The sequence below is a fragment of the Saccharopolyspora shandongensis genome (assembly GCF_900106995.1).
GTDB lineage: Bacteria > Actinomycetota > Actinomycetes > Mycobacteriales > Pseudonocardiaceae > Saccharopolyspora > Saccharopolyspora shandongensis.
The window spans coordinates 68,931-88,452 of sequence record NZ_FNOK01000013.1 but is presented as its reverse complement, the minus strand read 5'-3'; the positions used below and the strand labels follow the sequence as shown (position 1 = coordinate 88,452).

The 19,522-nt window shown below is 70.0% G+C and carries 18 protein-coding genes; 4 read left to right on the top strand and 14 right to left on the bottom strand.

The genetic code is table 11. The features are described 5' to 3' along the window. Positions 1-136 precede the first annotated feature (136 nt). On the bottom strand, positions 137-349 hold the full coding sequence (locus tag BLW84_RS16220) for a hypothetical protein (protein WP_093266213.1): 213 nt from the start codon (positions 347-349) through the stop codon (positions 137-139). A 153-nt stretch (positions 350-502) separates the two neighbouring features. On the opposite strand from BLW84_RS16220, the gene BLW84_RS16215 reads away from it, so the two are divergent. The 3 genes from BLW84_RS16215 to BLW84_RS16205 are packed head-to-tail and all read left to right on the top strand — an operon-like array spanning position 503 to position 1,932. Beyond that, complete coding sequence (locus BLW84_RS16215) at positions 503-1,369, top strand: helix-turn-helix domain-containing protein (RefSeq protein WP_245761185.1); 867 nt, start codon at positions 503-505, stop codon at positions 1,367-1,369. Continuing rightward, positions 1,369-1,545: a DUF397 domain-containing protein gene (locus tag BLW84_RS16210; RefSeq protein ID WP_093266367.1), complete on the top strand. Its 177-nt coding sequence runs from the start codon at positions 1,369-1,371 to the stop codon at positions 1,543-1,545. The genes BLW84_RS16215 and BLW84_RS16210 overlap by 1 nt, the downstream gene beginning before the upstream one ends. Positions 1,546-1,566: 21 nt before the next feature. Beyond that, positions 1,567-1,932: a hypothetical protein gene (locus BLW84_RS16205; protein WP_245761184.1), complete on the top strand. Its 366-nt coding sequence runs from the start codon at positions 1,567-1,569 to the stop codon at positions 1,930-1,932. Positions 1,933-2,273: 341 nt separating this feature from the next. Here the strand turns inward: BLW84_RS16205 and BLW84_RS16200 are convergent, their stop codons facing one another. Beyond that, positions 2,274-3,548, bottom strand: a complete 1,275-nt coding sequence (locus BLW84_RS16200) for a M20 family metallo-hydrolase (RefSeq protein ID WP_093266366.1) — start codon at positions 3,546-3,548, stop codon at positions 2,274-2,276. Positions 3,549-3,740: 192 nt separating this feature from the next. Next, entirely contained in the window at positions 3,741-4,922 is a 1,182-nt protein-coding gene (locus BLW84_RS16195; protein ID WP_093266207.1) for a PucR family transcriptional regulator, read from the bottom strand. 226 nt (positions 4,923-5,148) lie between these two features. On the opposite strand from BLW84_RS16195, the gene BLW84_RS16190 reads away from it, so the two are divergent. Further along, the gene (locus BLW84_RS16190) at positions 5,149-6,459 is read left to right on the top strand and encodes an MFS transporter (RefSeq protein ID WP_093266205.1); all 1,311 of its coding nucleotides are present in this window, start codon (positions 5,149-5,151) and stop codon (positions 6,457-6,459) included. Positions 6,460-6,625: 166 nt separating this feature from the next. Here BLW84_RS16190 and BLW84_RS16185 read toward each other — a convergent pair whose 3' ends face one another. The 11 genes from BLW84_RS16185 to BLW84_RS16140 all read right to left on the bottom strand — a co-directional run bounded on the left by BLW84_RS16185 (position 6,626) and on the right by BLW84_RS16140 (position 19,386). Next, complete coding sequence (locus BLW84_RS16185) at positions 6,626-7,696, bottom strand: DUF6924 domain-containing protein (protein ID WP_093266203.1); 1,071 nt, start codon at positions 7,694-7,696, stop codon at positions 6,626-6,628. 173 nt (positions 7,697-7,869) lie between these two features. Next, on the bottom strand, positions 7,870-8,442 hold the full coding sequence (locus BLW84_RS16180; protein ID WP_093266201.1) for a class I SAM-dependent methyltransferase: 573 nt from the start codon (positions 8,440-8,442) through the stop codon (positions 7,870-7,872). Between the two features lie 69 nt (positions 8,443-8,511). Continuing rightward, positions 8,512-10,167, bottom strand: coding sequence for an MDR family MFS transporter (locus BLW84_RS16175; RefSeq protein WP_245761183.1), 1,656 nt, complete (start codon positions 10,165-10,167; stop codon positions 8,512-8,514). Next, a complete protein-coding gene (locus tag BLW84_RS16170; RefSeq protein ID WP_093266199.1) occupies positions 10,164-10,763 on the bottom strand; it encodes a TetR/AcrR family transcriptional regulator in 600 nt (199 codons plus the stop codon). The genes BLW84_RS16175 and BLW84_RS16170 overlap by 4 nt, the downstream gene beginning before the upstream one ends. A 338-nt stretch (positions 10,764-11,101) precedes the next feature. Continuing rightward, the gene (locus BLW84_RS16165; RefSeq protein ID WP_093266197.1) at positions 11,102-12,301 is read right to left on the bottom strand and encodes a cytochrome P450; all 1,200 of its coding nucleotides are present in this window, start codon (positions 12,299-12,301) and stop codon (positions 11,102-11,104) included. Beyond that, positions 12,301-13,476 (bottom strand): NAD(P)/FAD-dependent oxidoreductase, encoded by a 1,176-nt coding sequence (locus BLW84_RS16160; RefSeq protein WP_093266195.1) that lies wholly within the window; start codon positions 13,474-13,476, stop codon positions 12,301-12,303. Before BLW84_RS16160 ends, BLW84_RS16165 begins: the two co-directional genes overlap by 1 nt. After that, the gene (locus tag BLW84_RS16155) at positions 13,473-13,673 is read right to left on the bottom strand and encodes a ferredoxin (protein WP_093266194.1); all 201 of its coding nucleotides are present in this window, start codon (positions 13,671-13,673) and stop codon (positions 13,473-13,475) included. The genes BLW84_RS16160 and BLW84_RS16155 overlap by 4 nt, the downstream gene beginning before the upstream one ends. A gap of 30 nt (positions 13,674-13,703) precedes the next feature. Continuing rightward, positions 13,704-15,191 (bottom strand): MFS transporter, encoded by a 1,488-nt coding sequence (locus tag BLW84_RS16150; RefSeq protein ID WP_093266192.1) that lies wholly within the window; start codon positions 15,189-15,191, stop codon positions 13,704-13,706. 68 nt (positions 15,192-15,259) lie between these two features. Then, positions 15,260-17,431, bottom strand: a complete 2,172-nt coding sequence (locus BLW84_RS16145) for an ATP-binding protein (RefSeq protein ID WP_245761182.1) — start codon at positions 17,429-17,431, stop codon at positions 15,260-15,262. Next, positions 17,349-18,395: an AfsR/SARP family transcriptional regulator gene (locus tag BLW84_RS49095; RefSeq protein ID WP_245761181.1), complete on the bottom strand. Its 1,047-nt coding sequence runs from the start codon at positions 18,393-18,395 to the stop codon at positions 17,349-17,351. Before BLW84_RS49095 ends, BLW84_RS16145 begins: the two co-directional genes overlap by 83 nt. 205 nt (positions 18,396-18,600) lie before the next feature. Beyond that, positions 18,601-19,386: an AraC family transcriptional regulator gene (locus BLW84_RS16140; protein ID WP_093266190.1), complete on the bottom strand. Its 786-nt coding sequence runs from the start codon at positions 19,384-19,386 to the stop codon at positions 18,601-18,603. Positions 19,387-19,522 lie beyond the last annotated feature (136 nt).

The window sequence follows — 19,522 nt, the reverse complement described above, 5'->3', positions numbered from 1 at the left end:
GCGCCGGACGTCGGTCCTAAGAGGACAGCGAGACCCCGTTCACCAGAGCGGGGTCTCGCTGTTTCCGGCGCCGTCCATGCGTCCGAAACCCACCAGTTCAATCTGCGCGGGCTCCTAGTCGACCAAGCCGCTCGCCTCAAACCGCTCGGGTGATCAGGTCCCGGTTGGCGTCGGCGACCGCATCGCGGAGCACGGCGAAGCCGCGCCGGGTGCAACTGAGCACCAGCTCGTCGTTGCCGCGGAAGATCAGGGTCACTTCGTCGGAGCACTCGTCGTACTCATGGCTCACGTCGACCATCTCCGAGATCCCGACCAGCGTGGCCGTCTCAACCCCTCGCCCTCGGTACACGGCTGACTCCCCTCCGGGCACACCGCCCGAACTCGATACAGTTCATCTGACGAAATCCGTAAGGCTCTTGTTAGAGCCTTACGGTGAGGATAGGGATTGTTGGAGAGCTTTGGCATTGCCCGAGTTGGGTGATCGTCGGACGAAGGAGGTCGTGTGCCGGCCGGACGTCAAACGGTGGAACGCCGTCAACTCGGTCTGATGCTGCGCCGTTTTCGCGACCGAGCGGGCAAGACGCAACAGCAGGCCGCCCGCGCGATCGGCCGAGACACGGCCCGCATCAGCCAGGTTGAAACGGCCAAGGGTTCCTTCAGCCTCGAAGAACTGGATGCCCTGCTGGACTTCTATTGCGTAGATGAGGCTGAACGTCAGACGGTCCTCGAACTCGGCGCACAAGCTCGCAAGCGCCAACGCGGTCGCGGCTACACCGACCAGTTGCCGCTCGCTTTCGAGCGTCTGGCCGATCTTCAGGCCGATGCGAAGGCGATCGGGTTCTACGAATCCAGCATCGTGCCTGGCTTGGCCCAGTCGGCCGACTACATGCGAGCTGTGATCAACGCAGGTGATGGGGTCTGGTGGGAGTCGTCGCAGGAGGAGGTGGAGGGTCGCGTTGCCTTCCGATCGGAACTTCAACGGCGTGTCCTGGACGCTGACGAACCGAAGGATCTCTCCTTCGTCATGGCCGAACGAGCGCTTGACGAGGTCATCGGTAGTTTCTCCGTGCTGCGCGGGCAAGTTCTGCACTTGCTCCAGCTCGGTGAACGACCGAACGTCGCGGTTCAGGTGCTGCCCAGGACAGTGCTGAACAACCCGCTTCTCGGCGGTGGGCTCATCACACTCGACTTCGGTAGCTCAGCACCTCGGATCGCGTTTGTTCCCGCGCCCTACGGGCCATCGACATACCACGATCAAGAAGCGGACACTGTGCCCATGTTCCATGCCTACAGGCGGGTGCAGGAACTCGCGCTGGACCAAGATGCGTCTCGCGCAATGCTGATCGACAAGCTGAAGGAGCTTGAGTGATGGCTTACGACACCGGGTGGTTCAAAAGCAGCCGAAGCGCCGCAGCCAGTGACGCCTGCGTCGAGGTCCGATTAACGGATCAGGCTGTGGCGGTGCGGGATTCGAAGGCGCCGGAGGATGGGCGCATCGTGGTCGGCCACGCCGCGTGGCGGGCGTTCTTGCGTCATCTGCACTGATCGGAGGCGGAAGCTGCGCTGTTGAGCTGCATCGCAGACGGCGCGGATACGCTCTTCGCACGGGCAGTCCTCGATCAAGGCGGGGCGTTGATCGTCATCGTTCCGGCTGCGAACTATCGCGAGAAGCTTCCTGAAGAGCACCACGCCGACTACGACGAACTGTTCGGCCGCGCCTCGGAGATCATCCGGCTCGACTTCCCAGACTCCACATCCGAGTCCCACATGGCCGCCAGCGTCAAAATGATCGAGTCGGCAGACCGCCTCGTCGCAGTGTGGGACGGCGAGCCCGCTCGGGGCTACGGCGGAACGGCCGATGTCGTGGATGCCGCTCGCGAGCGTGATCTACCGGTCACCCTCATTTGGCCGGATGGAGCTGAGCGCGACTAACGCCCGCTGCATCCAGTCGTGTGGGGGGTGAAGCGTGGGGGAAGTGTGTGCAATGGGCCCCCGAGAACAGGGCGAATCGGCTCACGTTGAGTGCTACGGAGATGACCGTGCTCGTCGGCGTCTCCGGATTCCCGGCGTGAATTACGACGGTTCGGCGGTGCCCTCACCAGCGCCCCGGGCGAGCTGACCAACGACTTCTTCGTGATCTGGGCACCACGTGGAAGCCGGCGTCGGAGGATGCCCAGACCTTCGAAGTCCGGGACGCCTCTGGTGAACTGAAACGGTCCGAAGAGGACAGTGAGACCCCGTCCGTCAGGGCGGGGTCTCGCCGTTTTCCGGTGCTACGGCCGGGATTCCAGGGCGCCTGACATGAGGCGGTGGAGCACCTCGGTCAGCAGGTCGGTGCCCGCGCAGATGTCGTGATCGGGGGTGAATTCGCCTTCGTTGTGGGAAATGCCGTCGGCGCTGGGGACGAAGAGCATGACCGCGGGCGTGACGTCCTTCATGTTCACCGAGTCATGACCGGCGATGGTCATCATGGTCCGGTGCCGGAGCCCCAGCTCGTCGGCCGCCTCGGCGGCGAGGTCCACCCCGGCTTTCGGGAAGGGCGCCACGCCCCATCCGTGCGTCTGCACCACCTCGATGTCGACCGCCGCGCGCTCCTCGATGCCGGAGACGGACTCGGCGAGCTCCTGCGCCGCGTCGTCGAGGAAGGCCTCGTCGGGTGACCGCAGGTCGACGTGCATCCGCACCTCGCGCGCCACCACCACCGGCGAGTTGGGTTCGACGTACATCTCGCTCACCGAGGTGTGCAGCGGGACGGCCGCGGCCCGCTCCGCCAGTTCGCGGACGGCCACGACCAGCAGGGAGGCGCCGAACAGCGCGTCGCGCCGGTCCGCCATGATCGTCGACCCGGTGTGCGACTGCTCGCCGCGGACGATCACCTGGTACTTGCGCGCCGCCCAGGTCGAGCCCACGAGTCCGATCGTGGTGCCCGCGTTCTCGAGTTCTCGCCCCTGCTCGATGTGGATCTCGGCGTATGCGGCCAGCTCCGGCCCGGCGTGGTCGCCGATCGTCCCGATCTCGCGGAGCGCGGCCCGCACCGAGGTCCCCGCCGGGTCGGTCGTGGCGAGCGCGGTCTCGGCGGGCAGCTTCCCGGTGAAGACCGCGCTGCCCATCATGCTCGGCTTGAACCGGGAACCTTCCTCGTTGAACCAGTTGACGACGGCGACGTTGTATCGCGGGGAAGCGCCGGAGCTCCTCCAGCGCTCGACGGCTCGGTGCGCGGCGTGGGCTGCCGCCAGAACGCCGTAGGCGCCGTCGTAGCGGCCCCCGAGCGGCTGGCTGTCCAGGTGCGAGCCGCTGAGGACGTACGGCGCGCCCGGCGTGATGGTGAACAGGCCGAACTGGTTGCCCACGGCGTCGTAGTGCACTTCGAAGCCGTGGCCGATCAGCCAGTCGTGCAGCCAGGCGCGCTGTTCGCCGTCGGCAGCGGTGGCGGCCTGGCGATCGACTCCGCCGCCGGGTGTCGCTCCGAATGCCGAGAGCGTCGCGAAGTCCTTCAGCAGTGCGGTGTTCTGCTCGTCCGGGGCCGGCGAGGCGGAGTCGCTTCTCATGATCAAGTCCTTCTGGGCGGGGTAGCGGTCGCGGATCCGCCGGTCGGCCGGATCCCTGTAGTCGCTGCCGTCGTGATCGTCGGCGGGGCTCGTTGACGGGCCGTGCCGTCCATTCGACCCGAACCCGGGCTCGTGGAGAACTGCCGCCCGCCTCCGGAATCGTCGATTTTCTTGGGCGTATGCACAAGCCGATCAACCAGGGTCGGCCTCGCCGTCCGCGCGGTCTCGGCAGGCCAGCGCGACCAGGACCGCGGCGGCGTGCTCCGGCCGGGTCACGTCGTGCCCGGTGAGCTCGGCGAACCGGTGCAACCGGTTGAGCACGGTGTTGCGGTGGCAGAAGACCTCGTTCGCGACCGCGTTGATCGAACCAGACCGCAGATATGCCCGCACGGTCTCCAACATGCGAGCCCGCTCGTGCGGCGTGCCGGCGGCCGGTGCGGGGAGCACCTCGTCCCGCAGGGCTGCCGCGATCTCGCCCAGGCGAGCGCCGACGACATGCGGCCACTGTTCGACGAGGTTGTGCGGCCGGCCGTCCTCGCCGCTGATCGTCGCGGCCACCGCCACGCTGATCCGCACCGCCCGGCGCACGTCGGCGAGCCCGTTCGCGATCGGCCCGACGCCGCACGGCACGGAGTCGAGCCACCGCGCCGGTGTCCCCGGCGACCGGTTCGGCAGCTCGGCGATGAGCACCTGACGCCGGTCGACGTCCTGCAGGTGGGCCGGAACGGACGCGGCCCGCAGCCGGTCGGCCGCCTGGCGCAGCGGGCGCGGCGCGTCGACGGGGGCTGCCGCGACCAGGAAGTCGCCGTTCGCGTTCATGCCGAGCGCCCGCGCGACCTGCTCGACGAACTGCGGATCACGTCCCCCGCCGGCCAGCAGCGAATCCACCAGGCGGTTGCGTTCGTCCTCCCGTTCCCTGGCCAGCACGGCGGCTTCGTCCTCGTAGGCCAGGTGCACCCGGGCGCTGTACTCCTCGACCACGTCCCAGACGCGAACGGTGTTGTGCACCAGGAGCGGGAGCTCGGACCGGTCCACCCGGCGCAGGAACGCCGACCACATCACCCGGAAGTCCAGTCGCACCGCGCGAAGCAGGACTTCCAGGGGGACGCCGAGGTGCGCGCGCCTGCGCCCGATCCGCTCGCCGGTGTCGCCGATCCGCTGCGGCACGGGTAGTCCCGCGACGGTGCGCAGGAGCATTTCGATGCTGGCTTCGGCGTCCTCGCGCAGCTCCTCGTTCGGCACCGCGCCGCTGGCGTAGGGCTCGATCGCGCTCAGCTCCGCGATGAAGTCGTCGACCAGCTCGTCCAGGTCGTCCAAGCACGCGTGCACCAGGCCGCGCAGCGGGCCGCCCGGCGCGATATCGACGTCCGACATGTGTATGCGCCCATTCCGTCGCGATCTTCCAGGTCGTCCGCTTCATTGTGCGGGTGAGCGGTCGACCTGGGGGGAGTGCGCTGCGGGCGATCACGGGCCGCGGCTCGTGTGCATTTGCCCAAGCCGCTCCCGGGAAGTAGCGGCATTTCGTCATTGTGCCGGGGTGTCGGTGCGAGCACGCTGTCCGCACAGGATCACCGGGTTCCCACTGTGCAACGGAGTTCCGATGAGAAGTGCTGCAATGCGCGACGAACCGCGCGTCACCGATGCGGAAGCGCGGCGGATCGCCTTCGCCGCTTTCGTCGGGACCGCGCTCGAGTGGTACGACTACTTCCTCTACGGCACCGCCGCCTCGATCGTGTTCAACCGCTTGTACTTCGTGAGCGGCGATCCGGTGGTGGCCACGCTGGCCGCGTTCGCGTCGTTCGCGGTCGGGTTCGTCGCTCGCCCGATCGGCGCGGTGATCTTCGGGCACGTCGGCGACCGCCGCGGGCGACGGGCGTCGCTGATCATCACGGTGACGATGATCGGGGTGGTGACCGCGCTGATCGGGCTCCTGCCGGACTTCGCCGCCATCGGGGTGGCCGCCCCGATCCTGCTGACGCTGCTCCGCGTGTTCCAGGGCATCGCGGTCGGCGGCGAATGGGGCGGTGCGGTCACGCTGGCCGTCGAGCACGCCCCGCCGGAGCGCCGCGGTCGGTACGCGGCGCTGCCCCAGGTCGGCTCGCCGATCGGCACGCTCCTCTCGTCGGGAGCGTTCGCGCTGGTGTCGCTGCTGCCCGCCGACGCCTTCGACTCCTGGGGGTGGCGACTGCCCTTCCTGGCGGCCATCCCGCTGCTGTTCGTCGCCCTGTACCTGCGGCGGAGGATCGAGGAGTCGCCGCTGTTCACCGAGTTGCTCCAGCAGCAGGAGCGCTCGTCCTCGCCGGTCGTCGAGGTGCTGCGCAGGTCCTTCGGCCGGGTGCTGGTGGGCCTGTCCGCGTCGCTGCTCGGGGTCGGCGGGTTCTACCTCCTGACGACGTTCGCGATCAGCTACGGCACGGAAACGCTGCACCTGCCCCGCTCGTTGATGCTCGGGGCGACGCTCGTGGCGGCGGTGGTGGAGATCGCGATCCTGCTCGCCTTCGGGCGGCTCGCCGAGCGGTGGGGACCGGGCAACGTGTGCGTGGTGGGCGGCGTCGCCTCCGCGCTGGTCGCGTTCCCGGTGTTCTGGCTGATCGACACGAAGAACCCGGCCCTGGTCGTGCTGGCGATCACCGCGGGCGTGGCATGCCTGTCGGTGCCGTACGCGGTCGCGGGATCGCTGCTCACCGAACTGTTCCCGCCGCAGCTCCGCTACAGCGGCGTGTCGATCGCGTTCAACCTGGGCGGCGTGGTCAGCGGGTTCGTGCCGTTCGCGGCGACGGCGGTGCTGGCGGCGAGCGGGAAGCAGTCGTGGTCGGTGGCGCTGCTGCTCGTGGGACTGTCCGTGCTGACGGCCTTGGGCGGAGCGATCGGCGAGCGGCTGCGGATCGAGGACGACGTGAGCGCCGCATGAGCCCGCTCGCGGGCGGATGCTGACCGCGCTGCTAGGGAGACTGTTTTGAATGTCCTGGTGTGAGGTGGCATTCATGAGTCGGGGATCCCACAGCGAGAAGGCGACAGCAACTCCGGCAGGGGGCCGCCACCCGCACCGCCACGCAGACCGAGTCTGGAAACAGGCTCTAGAGCATCGGTTGCACGATGCCGTTCTCGTCCACGTTGTCGGCGAAGTCCTCCCAGTCCATGTTCGCGATCGACAGGTTGTTCTCGATCTCCTGGATCGCCGGCGGAGTGGCGCGGAAGGTCTGGCCGAGGTTCTCCTCGTCGAGATCGACGACCAGCACGTGGCGCTCCGGGGATTCCATGGTCGCCTTGTCGGCGACGACCAGCAGCGCCCAGTCGGCGTCCGGGGGCACCAGCTGGACGAGTTGTGCGGCCGTCAGGCCGTCGAACCTGATGTCGTCGACGAGTTCCATGTCCGCGGTGAAGACGTCGTCCTCGAACACCTGGCGCGGTGCGGTCACCTGGCTGCTCGCCGCGGCCCACGCCTCGTCGTCGGAGAAATCGGTGCGCACCAGCGGCACCGACTCGATCAGCGGCAGCTGCGGCGTGCCGGCCGGAACCTCCGCCGGTGCCACCGGTTCGCGCGCCTTTTCGAACGGCGACGCCTCAGGGGGCTCCACGAGCGTGCCCCGGTATGCGGCCGGGGCGTGGCCCGCCGGTTGGCGGTAGCCCATGAATTCGGCGCCGGCTTTCTTGAGGGTCAAGCCGGCGACCGTGAATTCCTCGGACTCGCCGGACCAACCGGGCTTCCACAGCCCGGCCGAGTACGCGGTGCCCGACCGGTCTCGCCACGCCACCCACTGCAGGGGCGACTCCTCGCCGTCGTCGATGAGGAACCGCAGCCGCCCCGCCGGGTGCCACCCCTTGGACAGGGTTTCGGTGGTGAACTCGAACCCGTGGACACCGTCGGCGTCCTCAAGGGCCGCCCGGCCTTCGAGCTCGCCGCGAACCTGGATCAGGTGGGCGCTGTCCGCTCGGCGGTGGCCGAAGCAATTGCTCATGTCCGGCGCGAAGGCGAGTGAGGACTCCGCGCCGTCCCGCGTGACCCAGGACAGCTGCTCCGGCACCGCGCTCTCGTCTTCGGCGATGTGCACCAGCAGCCGGGGGCCTGGTTCCCACTCCACGGCCGCAAGATCGCGCCGCCACATGCGAAAGACGAACACCGAAGCGTCGCCCGAAGCCGACTGCACAGAAGTCTCCTCACAACCACGGCGCCGGAACACCCAGCCCGGCGGCACCTCACGAGAGGCTCAACGTAGCCAGGCGCCATGACAGGCAGCGCCGCATCCGGCGAGGACTGTCCCGGCGGGCAGGTTGCGAAGCCTGAATGGGCAGCGGAATGCCCGACTGTCTGTTGTGGACTTCAGCGAGTGTGGACCGAAACCGCGTAGTCGCCGTCGGTGAAGGGGGCCCGGTCCCAGGTGGCGAACCGGTCGCTCAGCGTGAGCCCGGCCGCCGCCGCGTGCGCGTCGTAGTCGGCGATCCGGTAACCGCGGCCGAGGCTGAAACCGGCGATGAGCACGCCCGCGGGCCGCACGTGGCGGGCCACGCCCGCGACGAGTGCCGCTTGGGTGCCGGGCGGCGTGAACAGCGGGACGTTGCCGGCCATGACGACCACGTCGAAGGTCCGCCCGAGGTCGAGCCCGGCCAGGTCGGCCTGGACCCAGGAGATGCCCGGGGCCAGGCGGCGGGCGGTGGTCAACATCGAGCCGTCGACGTCGGTCCCGACGACCTCGATGTCGTGCCGGGCCAGCTCGATCGCCACGCGGCCCGTCCCGCAACCGGCGTCGAGGACGCTCGCGGGGGAGTAGGCGCGGACGAAGCCCGCTTCGCCGTGGACATCCGCACCGGAGGCCGCCAAGGCGTCGAAGCGCCGCTGGTAGTCCTCGCCGTCCCACTCGGCGGGTGCGGTGGCGGTGTCGCGTCCTTCAGGCATGGCTCGATCTTCGCATTCCCGGAGACCTGCGAGTACTACCGGCAGGCCAGTAGTACTCGCAGGTGGCGGTCAGCGGACCAGATCTTCGGATCCTTCCCGGCGTGCGCTCGCCGGGTCGGCCGCCGGCTCCTTCTGCGTGCGCTGCTCGGCTTCCAGCCGCTCCGCCTCCTCGCCGCCGATCGCCTCGCCACGGGCGACGAGCCCGGCGACGTCCGAGAGCGGGATCTGCTTGAGGACCAGGGCGAGGAGGAAGGCGATGCCGATGAACGGCAGCAGGTACCAGAACACGGGCGCGAGGGCGTCGGCGTAGGCCGTGACCACGCCGTCGCGGATCTGTTCGGGGAGCTGGCTCAGCGTCTTGGGGTCGAGCGTCGCGGTCGCGGTCGAGGCGTCCGCCGCCGAGGCGCCGGAGGCGGTGAAGACCCCGGTGAGGTTCTCGGTGAGGCGGGTGGTGAAGATCGTGCCGAACACCGCGGTGCCGAGCGCGGCACCGACCTCGCGGAAGTAGTTGTTGGTGCTCGTCGCGGTGCCGATCATGGCCGGCGGGACCGCGTTCTGCACCACCAGCACGACCACCTGCATGATCAGGCCGAGGCCCGCGCCGAAGATGAACAGGTAGACGCAGATCAGCCAGATCGGGGTGTCGGCGGCGAGCGTCGTCATCAGGACCATGGCGACGGCGGTGATGATCGTGCCGACGATCGGGAAGATCCGGTAGCGGCCGGTCCTGGTGATCGCGGCGCCCGAGGCGATCGAGGTGCCGATGAGGCCCACCATCATCGGCAGGAGCAGCAGGCCGGAGGCGGCCGCCGAGGTGCCCGACGACATCTGCAGGAACGTCGGCACGAAGCCGATGGCGGCGAACATGCCGAGGCCCAGCGCGAGGCCGATCGCGGTGGCGTTCACGAAGATCGGGTTGCGGAACAGGCTCAGCGGGATGATCGGGTCCGCGGCGCGCGCCTCGGTGATGACGAACGCGACCGTCGCGGCGAGCAGGCCGAGGCCCCAGGCCCACGTCTCGATCGCGGTCCAGCCGTGCGCCTTGTCGCCGCCGAAGTCGGTGAAGAAGATGAGGCACGTCGTGGCGATGGAGAGGAACACGACGCCGAGGACGTCGATCGGCTGGGTCGCCTTCTTGTTCGGCAGGGTCAGCGCGACGAGCGCGATGACGAAGGCGGCGATGCCGACCGGGATGTTGATGTAGAACGCCCACTGCCAGGTGAGGTGGTCGACGAAGAACCCGCCGAGCAGGGGACCGCCGACGGCCGACAGGCCGAAGATGCCGCCGAGCGGGCCGAGGTACTTGCCGCGCTCGTTGGCGGGCACGATGTCGGCGATGATCGCCTGCGACAGGATCATGAGCCCGCCGCCGCCGAGGCCCTGCATGGCCCGGAACACCACGAACGTCCAGAAGTCCGTGGCGAACGCGCAGCCCACCGAGGCGAGCGTGAACAGCGCGATCGCGATGAGGAACAGCCGGCGGCGGCCGAGGACGTCGCCGAACTTGCCGTAGATCGGCATGACGATCGTGGTCGCGAGCAGGTAGGCGGTGGTGATCCACACCTGGTGCTCGACGCCGCCGAGGTCGCCGACGATGGTCGGCATGGCGGTCGAGACGATCGTCTGGTCGAGGCTGGACAGCAGCATGCCCGCGATGAGCGCGCTGAAGATGATCCAGATCCGCCGCTGCGTCAGCAGTAACGGGGCGGGCGCGGTGGTGGTCATGACTTCCGTTCGAGGTTCGGCGCGAAGAGCTCGCGGGCGGCGGCGAGCCGGCGGGCGAGGATCTCCGCGAAGGAGTCGGAGTTCGTCAGGGTGAGGAATTCCCGCACGCCGGCCGAGATCAGGGCCCGGATGACCTGCACGGCGGCGGCGGCGCGGAGATCACCGGGAGCGAGGCCCTCGCGCTGCTCGACGAGTTCCACGTCGGACTGCTCGTCGAGCTGCATCTTCTCGACGAACCGGGTGAGCAACCGGGGCTCGCGTTCGAACGCGGCGAGAACGTCACGGATGCTCTCGGCCGTGATGTCCGCGCGCTCCCAGCGCTGCACGGCCAGCTCGGCGAGGTCGTCGAGCAGGGTCGGCGAGAGTCCGGTGCCCGCGGAGTCGCCGCGCGCCAGGAACTGGTCCGTGAGTGCGTCTTCGTCCTTGCGTGCGGTGATTCCCAGGACGGCGTCGTCCTTGGAGGCGAAGTAGTTGAAGAAGGTGCGGCGGGAGATGTCGACCTGCTCGCAGACTTCCTCGACGGTGAACCCGGAAAGGCCGCGTTCGGCGGTGAGCCGAAGAGCGACGGAGGTCACCTGAGCAGCGGTCGCGGCCATGCGCCGCTCGCGAAGGTTAGTTGCACGATTCATCTCAAAGTGCATTATTGCACTCTCGGTTGCAGAGTGCATCAATACCCACCGTGCTCTCGACCGCACCCGACAGATCGAGACCGCCGGTGTTCCGGTCACCCTGGTGAGGACACTGGGTGCGAGGCTGTGATGACCGTACACGCGCCGCGTCAAGGCCCGCGGCGTCACCTTCCGCATCTGCGACGCGGAGTTCTTGAAGTCTCCGAGGTTCTCATGGGAAGGCGCACTTCTCTGCGGCGATGAGCGACCTCGGCCGCGGCGCATGACTCGGCCCAGCGAGGTGGGTCTCGCTGGGCCGGGGCGGGTCAGGCGTTCCAGGTCAGGGGGAGTCTCTCCACTTCGTAGATGTTCGAGTTCGTGTGCATCGGTACTTCTTCCGCCGGGATCGCCAGGCGCAGGTCTGGGAAGCGGGTGACGAGTGCTGGGAGCGCTGTGCGCAGCTCGATCCGCGCGAGGTGCTGGCCGAGGCATTGGTGCACGCCGTGGATGAAGGTGAGGTGTCCCGCCGCGTTGCGGCGCAGGTCCAGCGCGTCCGGGTTCGGGAACTTGGCCGGGTCGCGGTTGGCCGCGTCCATGGAGACGGTGACGCTTTCGCCCGCCTTGATCACCTGGCCGTCGATCTCCGCGTCCTCCAGCGCCGCCCGCACCGTGCAGGGGCCGATTCCGGTGTAGCGCAGCAGTTCCTCGACGGCGCCGTCGGCGAGGTCCGGGTCCTCGCGCAGGGCGGTGAGCTGGTCGGGGTTGATCAGCAGGGCGAAGGTGGCCATCCCGATCACGCTCGCGGTCGTGTGCAGGCCCGCGAACAGGAGGAATCCGCCGAGTCCGAACAGTTCCTCGTCCGTCAGGTCGCTGGTGGTCAGCTCGCTGAGGACGTCGTCTGTGGGGTTGGCGCGCTTGGCCAGGACGAGCTCGCTGACGTAGTCCTGCAGCCCCTTCATCGCGGCGATCTGGTCCTCCGGGGTGGCCCCGTCCCGCAGCACCATGCCGTCCGCGAGGTGCTGGAACTTCTCGCGATCGGCGTAGGGGACGCCCAGCAGCTCGCAGATCACCAGCGCCGGAATCGGCCTCGCGTACAATTCCATCAGGTCCGCCGGGGAGCCCTGGCGCTGCATCGCGTCCAGGCGCGCAGTGGTGAACTCGGCCACCTGCTCCGCCAGCAGGCGGATCCGGCGCGGGGTGAACTTCCCGGCCAGCAGCCTGCGGTAGCGGGTGTGCACCGGCGCGTCCGTCCCGAGGAAGTCGCCCGGCAGCGCGGGCGCTGCCGGCTCGGTGATACCGGGCATCGGCACGTGCAGCAGCTCGTACCGGTTGCTGAACCCGGGATGCGCGAGCACCGCGCGGGCCTGGTCGTAGCCGGTCGCCAGCCAGCCCTCGTGCCCGTCCGGGTAGCTCATCCGCACGAGCGGCCGTTCCTCGCGCAGGCGAACAAGTTCCGGCGGCAGGTGGAACGGGTGCTCGGGAGACCGCTGGAACAGCAGCTCTGCCTTCGTGAACGGTTCGGTCATTATCGATTTCCTCCTACTGGTAAGGGATTTCGCAGCGTGCGGCGTGCGGTGCGGACGCCGCGGGGGTGGTTCCAGCCGATGGCGGCGGTGACCCCGTCGTCGTCCTCGGCCAGCGCGAGGAAGCGGCCCTCGCGGGGATCGCCTTCGGCGATCCGGATCCGCGCATGCGGCGCGATGACGCCGTGCACCTGGATCTTGGTGTCGTGCTGGTCCGACCAGAAGTACGGGATCGGGCTGTACCGGCGGTCACCGCCGAGGATGTTTTCGGCGACGATCAGGGCCTGTTCCGTGGCGTTGGTGCGGGTTTCCAGCCGCGCGGCGGTGCCGGTGCCGGGCTCGTGCCAGCGGGCGACGTCGCCGACCGCGTACACGTCCTCGGCGGCTCGCAGCGAGTCGTCGCAGCACACCCCGTCGTCCAGGCGAAGGCCGCTGTCCACCAGCCATCCGGTGGCGGGTGCTGACCCGGCCGCCAGCACCGCGAGATCGGCCTCGACGACCTCGCCCGAGGTCAGTTCCACCCCGGAGGTCTTGCCGTCCTCGCTGATGAGCCGGGCGGCACCGACGCCGGTGCGCAGTCGCACGCCGCGCGATTCGTGCAGTGCGGCGACGTGACCGCCGAGCTCGGTGCCGAGCTGCAACGCCATCGGCGCCGGTCCCGGCTCGATGAGCGTCACCTGCTTGCCGAGGGCGCAGCAGGCGGCTGCCACCTCGCAGCCGAGAACTCCCGCGCCGATCACCGCGACTCGCAGCGCGTTCTGGAGTTCTTTCCTCAGGCGGAGCGCGTCGTCCAGGGTCCGGAGGGTGTGCGCCTCGGCGAAGCCGGCCGGTCGGCGCGGCACCAGACCGGTCGCGATCACCAGCGCCCCGTACGACAGGGCCTTGCCCCGGTCCAGCACGACGGTGCGGGTGTCGAGCCGCAGCTGCTCGGCGCGGTGGCCGAGCAGCCAGTCCACCCCCAGCTCGTCCAGCCCGCCGGCGGGACGCAGGTGGACGGCCTCCGCGGACCACCGTCCGATGAGGACCTCCTTGGACAGCGGCGGTCGGTCGTAGGGCGGGCGCGGCTCTTCGCCGACGACCTTAATCCGGCCGGTGAATCCCTTGCGGCGCAAGGCTTCCGTCACCGTCAGGCCGCCCACGGACGCGCCGACGATCAGCACGTCGTCGGGTACGGTCACGGCGTTTCCTCGATGCGGATCGCCGCGGCGGGGCACAGCATCGCGGCTTCCCGCACCGCATCGTGCAGATCGGCCCGCGGCGCCGGGTCGAGCAGCACCACGACGCCGTCGTCGTCGCGCTGGTCGAACACCTCCTCGGCGGCGAGCACGCACTGGCCGCCGCCGGTGCACTTCGCTTCGTCCACGATGATTCTCACTTTGTGCTCCTAGTCGTTCGGGTTCGTACGTCAGACTTCTGCGGAAACCTGCTGCGGCGCGGGGGAGTTGCGGCCCTTCATGACGAGTCGGGCGAGCGCGGCGGCGGCGAGCACCAGCGCGGCGGTGACCCAGCAGGTGATCGCCATGCCCGAGCTGAACGCCTCACGAGCGGCCTGCGCGAGCCCGGCATCCCCTAGCGCGAGCGCGTCGCCGATCGAGGCGCGGGCCTGTTCCGGTGCGGTCGCGGGCATCGCGGCGGTGTAGTTCGCGGCCAGCACGCTGCCGAGGACGGCGATCCCGAGGGCAGCTCCGGCCTGCTGCATGGTGTCGTTCACCGCGGAGCCGACGCCCGCGTGCTCCGGCGGAACGGCGTTCATGAGCGCCGCGACCGCGGCGGGCTGCGCCAGACCGGCCCCGACGCCGAACACCGCCAGCGCCAACGCCACCGAGACGACGCCGCTGTCCGGGGAAAGGCTCCCCAGCAGGGCGAATCCGACGGCCACCACGGTCAGGCCGGCCGCGGTCATGGTCCGGTTGCCGATCTTGTCGCCGAGGGTGGCGCCCAGGGCGTTGGTCAGGATGGTGGCCAGCGCGAGCGGCACCATCATCGCGCCGGCCTGGGTCGGGGTGTAGCCGAGGACGAACTGCAGGTACTGGGTGAACACCAGGACCAGCCCGCCGAATCCGACCTGCGTCAGGACCAGCGCGAAGCTACCGCCGGAGAAGTCGCGATCCCGGTACAGCCCGAGCGGGACCATGGGGGAGGCCGTCCTGGTCTCCCAGACCGCGAACGCGACCAGGACGGCCGCGGCCACCGCGAGCCGGATCAGGGTGGCCGGGTGGGTCAGGCCGGTCACCGGGAGCTCGATGATCGCCCACACCAGCACGGTCAGCCCGATCATCGACAGGACCGCGCCGAGCGGATCGGCCCGGCGGGCGGGCGCCTTGGACTCGGGCATCAGGGCGAGCGCGGCGATGATCGCCGCGACCGCGATCGGCACGTTGATGAGGAAGACCGATCCCCAGCCGAAGCCGGTGACCAGCACCCCGCCGAGGATGGGGCCGCCGATCATGCCGACCATCAGCACCGACGACCAGACCGAGGTGGCCTTGCGCCGCTCCTCGTCGTCGAACACCGTGATCAGGATCGACAGCGTGCTGGGCAGCACGAGCGCGCAGCCCACGCCCATCAGCGCGCGGTAGGCGATCAGCTCGCCCGCGCTCGACGCGTCGGCCGCCAGCAGCGAGGACAGCCCGAAGAGGGCCAGGCCGTTGATCATCACCCGCCGTCGCCCGTACCGGTCCGACAGGCTGCCCGCGGTGAGCAGCAGGCCCGCGGTGGTCAGGATGTAGGCGTCGCCGATCCACTGGATGTCCTGGGAGTCCGCCGCCAGGTCCTGGACCAGCACCGGGATCGCGACCGTGAGCACCTGGTTGTCGATCGTCAGGACCAGGGTGCTCAGGCACAGCACGACCAGGACGAGCCAGCGTCGTGGGTTGCGTTGCGTTTTCGACACGCGGGCAACGATGCCGACCGGCGATGACAGCCGTCTGACAGCGACCTGACAGCCCGGCCGCGCGGCTGTCAGGTCGTGTAAGCGGTCAGTCGCTCGAGCGCTTCATGGCGCGGCATTTCGGCGCCCCGGCGGTACGCCTCGTCATATTCGGCCTGGCCGAGGCGCTGTGCGAGTTCGGTGACGAGCTCGCGCAGTTCCGGGTCGCCGTGGTCGAACGCGCCGCGGATGGTCTGGCTCATCCCCAGTGCGGTGGCCGCGCCGACCGGATCGCCCTCCAGGTGCAGCAGCATCGCGAGCTGCTGGGCGGCCGGTGCGATGTCCCGGTGGGCGAATGCAGCGGTAACGGCGCTGGAAAGCAGTTCGCGTGCCGCCGCGGCGTCGCCCGCTGCGAGCCGGTTCGCCATTCTCGCCGAGGCGATCCGGGCCTCGATCGCATCGGCGGGCAGCGGCGTCTCGCGGGCCAGCAGCGCCATCCGGTCGAGCTCCCGGTCCGCGCGGTCCGGATGTCCCGAGCGGCGGTGGAACTCGGTCATGACGACCAGGGCTTCGGTCTCCAGCAGTCGCTGGCCGCGGTCCCGGGCCTCCTGCTCGGCGGCGTCGATGTCGCGCCGGGCGCCGTCGAGATCGCCGCTGCGCATCCGTTCGGTGGCGAGCCCGACCCGGTACGAGAACGCGTCCTGCGGGGTCAGCGCGAGGCTCCGTTCGAAGGCGGCGATCGCTTCGTCGTGGTCGCCCTCGACGGAGTGCACCTGCGCCTGGCCGGACAGCACCATCGCCGTCCACAGGCGGTCACCGGTCGCCTCGAACCCGCGCAACGCGTGCGCTAGCGCCGTCGAGCAGCCGACCCAGTCGCCGTGATCGTGGTGGATGAACGCTTCCACCATGAACGTGCATGCGGTGGCCCACCGATCGGGGCGGGCGCGCACCTCCCGCATCTGGCGTGCGACCAGCTCGTCCAGGCCGAGGAAGTGCCCCATCGGCAGGGTCGCCATCAGCAGCACCGGGTAGCGCTGGAGCGCTCCCGTGCGTGCGCAGTCCTCGATCAGGGCGTGAGTCCGCTCGGCGTCGGCCTTCGGCCCGCTGTCTCCGGCCAGCAGGTGGATCGCGGTGAACGCGGCGCGGGCGTCCTCGGGCAGAGCGTCGCCGAACTCGACCACCCTGGCCACGTAGTTGTCGGTCCGCGCGTCGTAGCGCAGGGAGTTCCAGTACCAGTACAGCGGGCCGAGGATCTGGACCGCGGTGCCCGGATCACCGTCGTCGATGGCCGATCGCAGTGCGAACATCAGGTTGTCGTACTCGGAGTCGAAGATCAGCAGGGACTCCAGCTGCCGGGCGGAGCGCAGCAGCGGCTCGTGCTCCTCGGCCAACCCGGCGAAGTAGCGCGTGAACCGTCCTCGGACCTGCTCTTCTTCCCCTGCCTGCCGGAGTTTCTGCGCGGCATGGGCCCGAATGCTCTCCAGCATCCGGTACCCGTTCCCGGCCTGCTCCACGATGGACTTCTCGACGAGCGCGTCGAGCACGTAGCCGACATCGTCGGCCGGCAGGTCCGCCGCGTCCGAGCACACCGCCTCCGCCGCGGCGCCACCGGTCCCGGCGGGGAACACCGACATCCGCCGTGCCAGCAGCCTTTCCTGCTCGGTCAGTAGGTCCCAGCTCCACTCGATCACCGCGTGCAGGGTGCGCTGGCGCGGCTGCGCCGCTCGGTTTCCGGTGGACAGCAACCGGAACCGGTCGTCGAGCCGCCGCTCGATCTGCTCGGGGCTCATCGCCCGCAGCCGCGCCGCGGCCAGCTCCAGGGCGAGCGGCAGGCCGTCCAGCCTGCGCACCACGTTCACCACAGCATCCACAGTGGACGTGTTCAGTTCGAAACCCGGTCGCACGGCCGCCGCGCGGTCGACGAACAACCGCACCGCGGCGGACCTGGACGCATCCGCCGGGTCCGCGCGGTGCCGCGGCAGGTCGAGCGGCCCGAGGCGGCACAGCGCCTCGCCCATGACCTCCAGCGATTCCCGGCTGGTGGCCAGGATGGCCAGCTGCGGCTGGCGTTCCAGCAGCTGCCGGGCGAACTCCGCGGCGGCCCCGACGACGTGCTCGCAGTTGTCCAGGACGAGCACGGACTCCCCGCCGCCGAGCAGCTCGACCACCCGGTCCAGCGGATCACCCTGGCCGCCGGAGAGCCTGCCGTCCGGGGAACTGAGCACGCCGAGCACCGCGTCGGCCACGCTGTCCGGTCCGCTCACCCCGGCGAGCGGGACCAGCCACAACCGGCCGCGCCGGTGGGCCCGATGCCGGGACGCCGCCTCCACCGCCAGCCGTGTCTTGCCCACCCCGCCGGGGCCGAGGACCGTGACCAGCCGGGAGGTTTCCACCAACTCGGCGAGCAGCTCCAACTCGTCGTCCCGGCCGACGAACGCGGTCAGCGGCGCGGGTAGGCGGCCCGGTGCCGATTCGGGCCGTGCCCTGCCGGTTCGTCGCGCCGCGCAGCACGGCCAGGTGGGCCTCCCGCACCTCTGCCGAGGGATCGACGCCGAGCTCGTCGGCGAGCGCGCGGCGAAGTTCCTCGTGCACGGCCAGGGCGTCGGCCTGGCGGCCGGCCGCGTGCAGCGCGCGCATGCGCAGCGCGGCCAGCCGTTCCCGGAGCGGGTGTTCTGCGGAGAGCGCCTCCAGGTCGGCCAGGATCCCGGCGTGGTGACCGAGTCGCAGCTCCGCATCGAAACGGTCTTCGAGGGCGCCGATCCGGAGTTCCTCCAGGCGCGCGCTCGCCCTGGTCGCGAACGGGGCGTCGCGCACGTCGGAGAGGGCGGCGCCCTGCCACAGCGCGAGCGCCGCGCCGAGCGATGCGGTCGCTTCCCGCGGCAAGTCCGCTGCTAGTTCCTGCCTGCCCCGTGTGGCCATCTCCTCGAACCGGTGGGCGTCGACGTTCTCCGCCGGCATCGCGAGCCGGTAGCCCGTTCCCATCGACTCCAGCGCCACGGCGTTGCCCAACGCCTTTCGCAGCCGGTACACCAGCGCGTGCAATGCGTTGACCGCCTCGGTCGGCGGATCGCCGGACCAGAGGTCGTCGATGAGAGCGCCGGTCGGCACGCTTTCGCCCGCGGTCAGCGCGAGCCTGGCCAGCAGCATGCGCGGCCTGACGCCCGGAACGCGGATCGGGGTCCCGTCGTCCGCGCAGGCTCCGACCGGCCCGAGCACCGTTACCCGCATGGTCTCCAGTCCTTCGCATCGCCCGTCGTCCCCGAGGGCGGCGAGCCACACCGCGGGCGAGTTCATCGTAGGGCCAGGCGCGTGCCCTGGTCCGGGAATGGGAAGCCCGCTCGTCGACGCGGACCCGGAATCACCGGCAGGCCGGTCTCGTTCGGGCTCGCGGCGCAGCCTATGCGGGTCCACAGTGGAATATCGGGACGCGCCGTCATTCCGCCGGGAGGCCGTCGAAGTACTGGGACGGGGGTTTGCCGAGGCTGCGGCGGAACATCGCGGTGAACGCGCTTGGGCTCTCGTAGGACAGCTGCGCCGATACCCTCGTGACCGACTCGCCCTTGGCGAGCATCTCGATGGCCGCCAGCAGCCGCGCCTGCTGGCGCCAGCGGCCGAACGTGCAGCCGACCTCGGCGACGAATCGGCGGGCCAGCGTCCGCTCGCTCATGTGCGCGTGGCTCGCCGCGTCGGCGGTGGTCCACGCCAGCTCCGGTTCGCCGATGAGGCGCCGGCACATCTGCAGCAGGACGGGATCGCGGGGGAGCGGGAGTTGCAGGGGGACTACCGCGAGGGGCGCGAACTCGTCCAGCAGCAGCTCCATGACCAGGCCGTCGCGGCCGCGCGGGTCGTAGTCGATCGGGATCTTGGTCGCCGCGAGCAGCAGTTCGCGCAGCAACGGCGTGACCGCCACCACGGTGCACGACGTCGGCAGGTGCGGGCGTGCACCGGGCTCGACGTAGACGGTGCGCATCGGGACCGGGCCGGAGGTGCGCATCGCGTGCCGGACTCCGGCGGGGATCCAGACCGCGCGCTGCGGCGGTGCCACCCAGGTGCCCTCCGGGGTGGTGACGGTGATCGCTCCGGACGTCCCGTAGATCAGCTGGGCCCGGCGGTGCGAGTGCTCCGGGATGGCGTGGCCGTCCGGCAGGTCGCGAGCCATCGCGGCGAGCGGCCGGGCGGTGCGTTGGTAGTCCTCGCGGTCCTCGCTCTTGCCGAACATTGGCAGCCCTTCGACGGTGTGTGGCCGGTTCGCGCGAGACAGCCAGCGGTTGTCCGCCGGAGACTGTAGTCCGGCCGGCCGACGGGCGTGATCGAGTGCCCGCGAGACGTCGGAGGCAGCGGCCGGACTTGTTGTG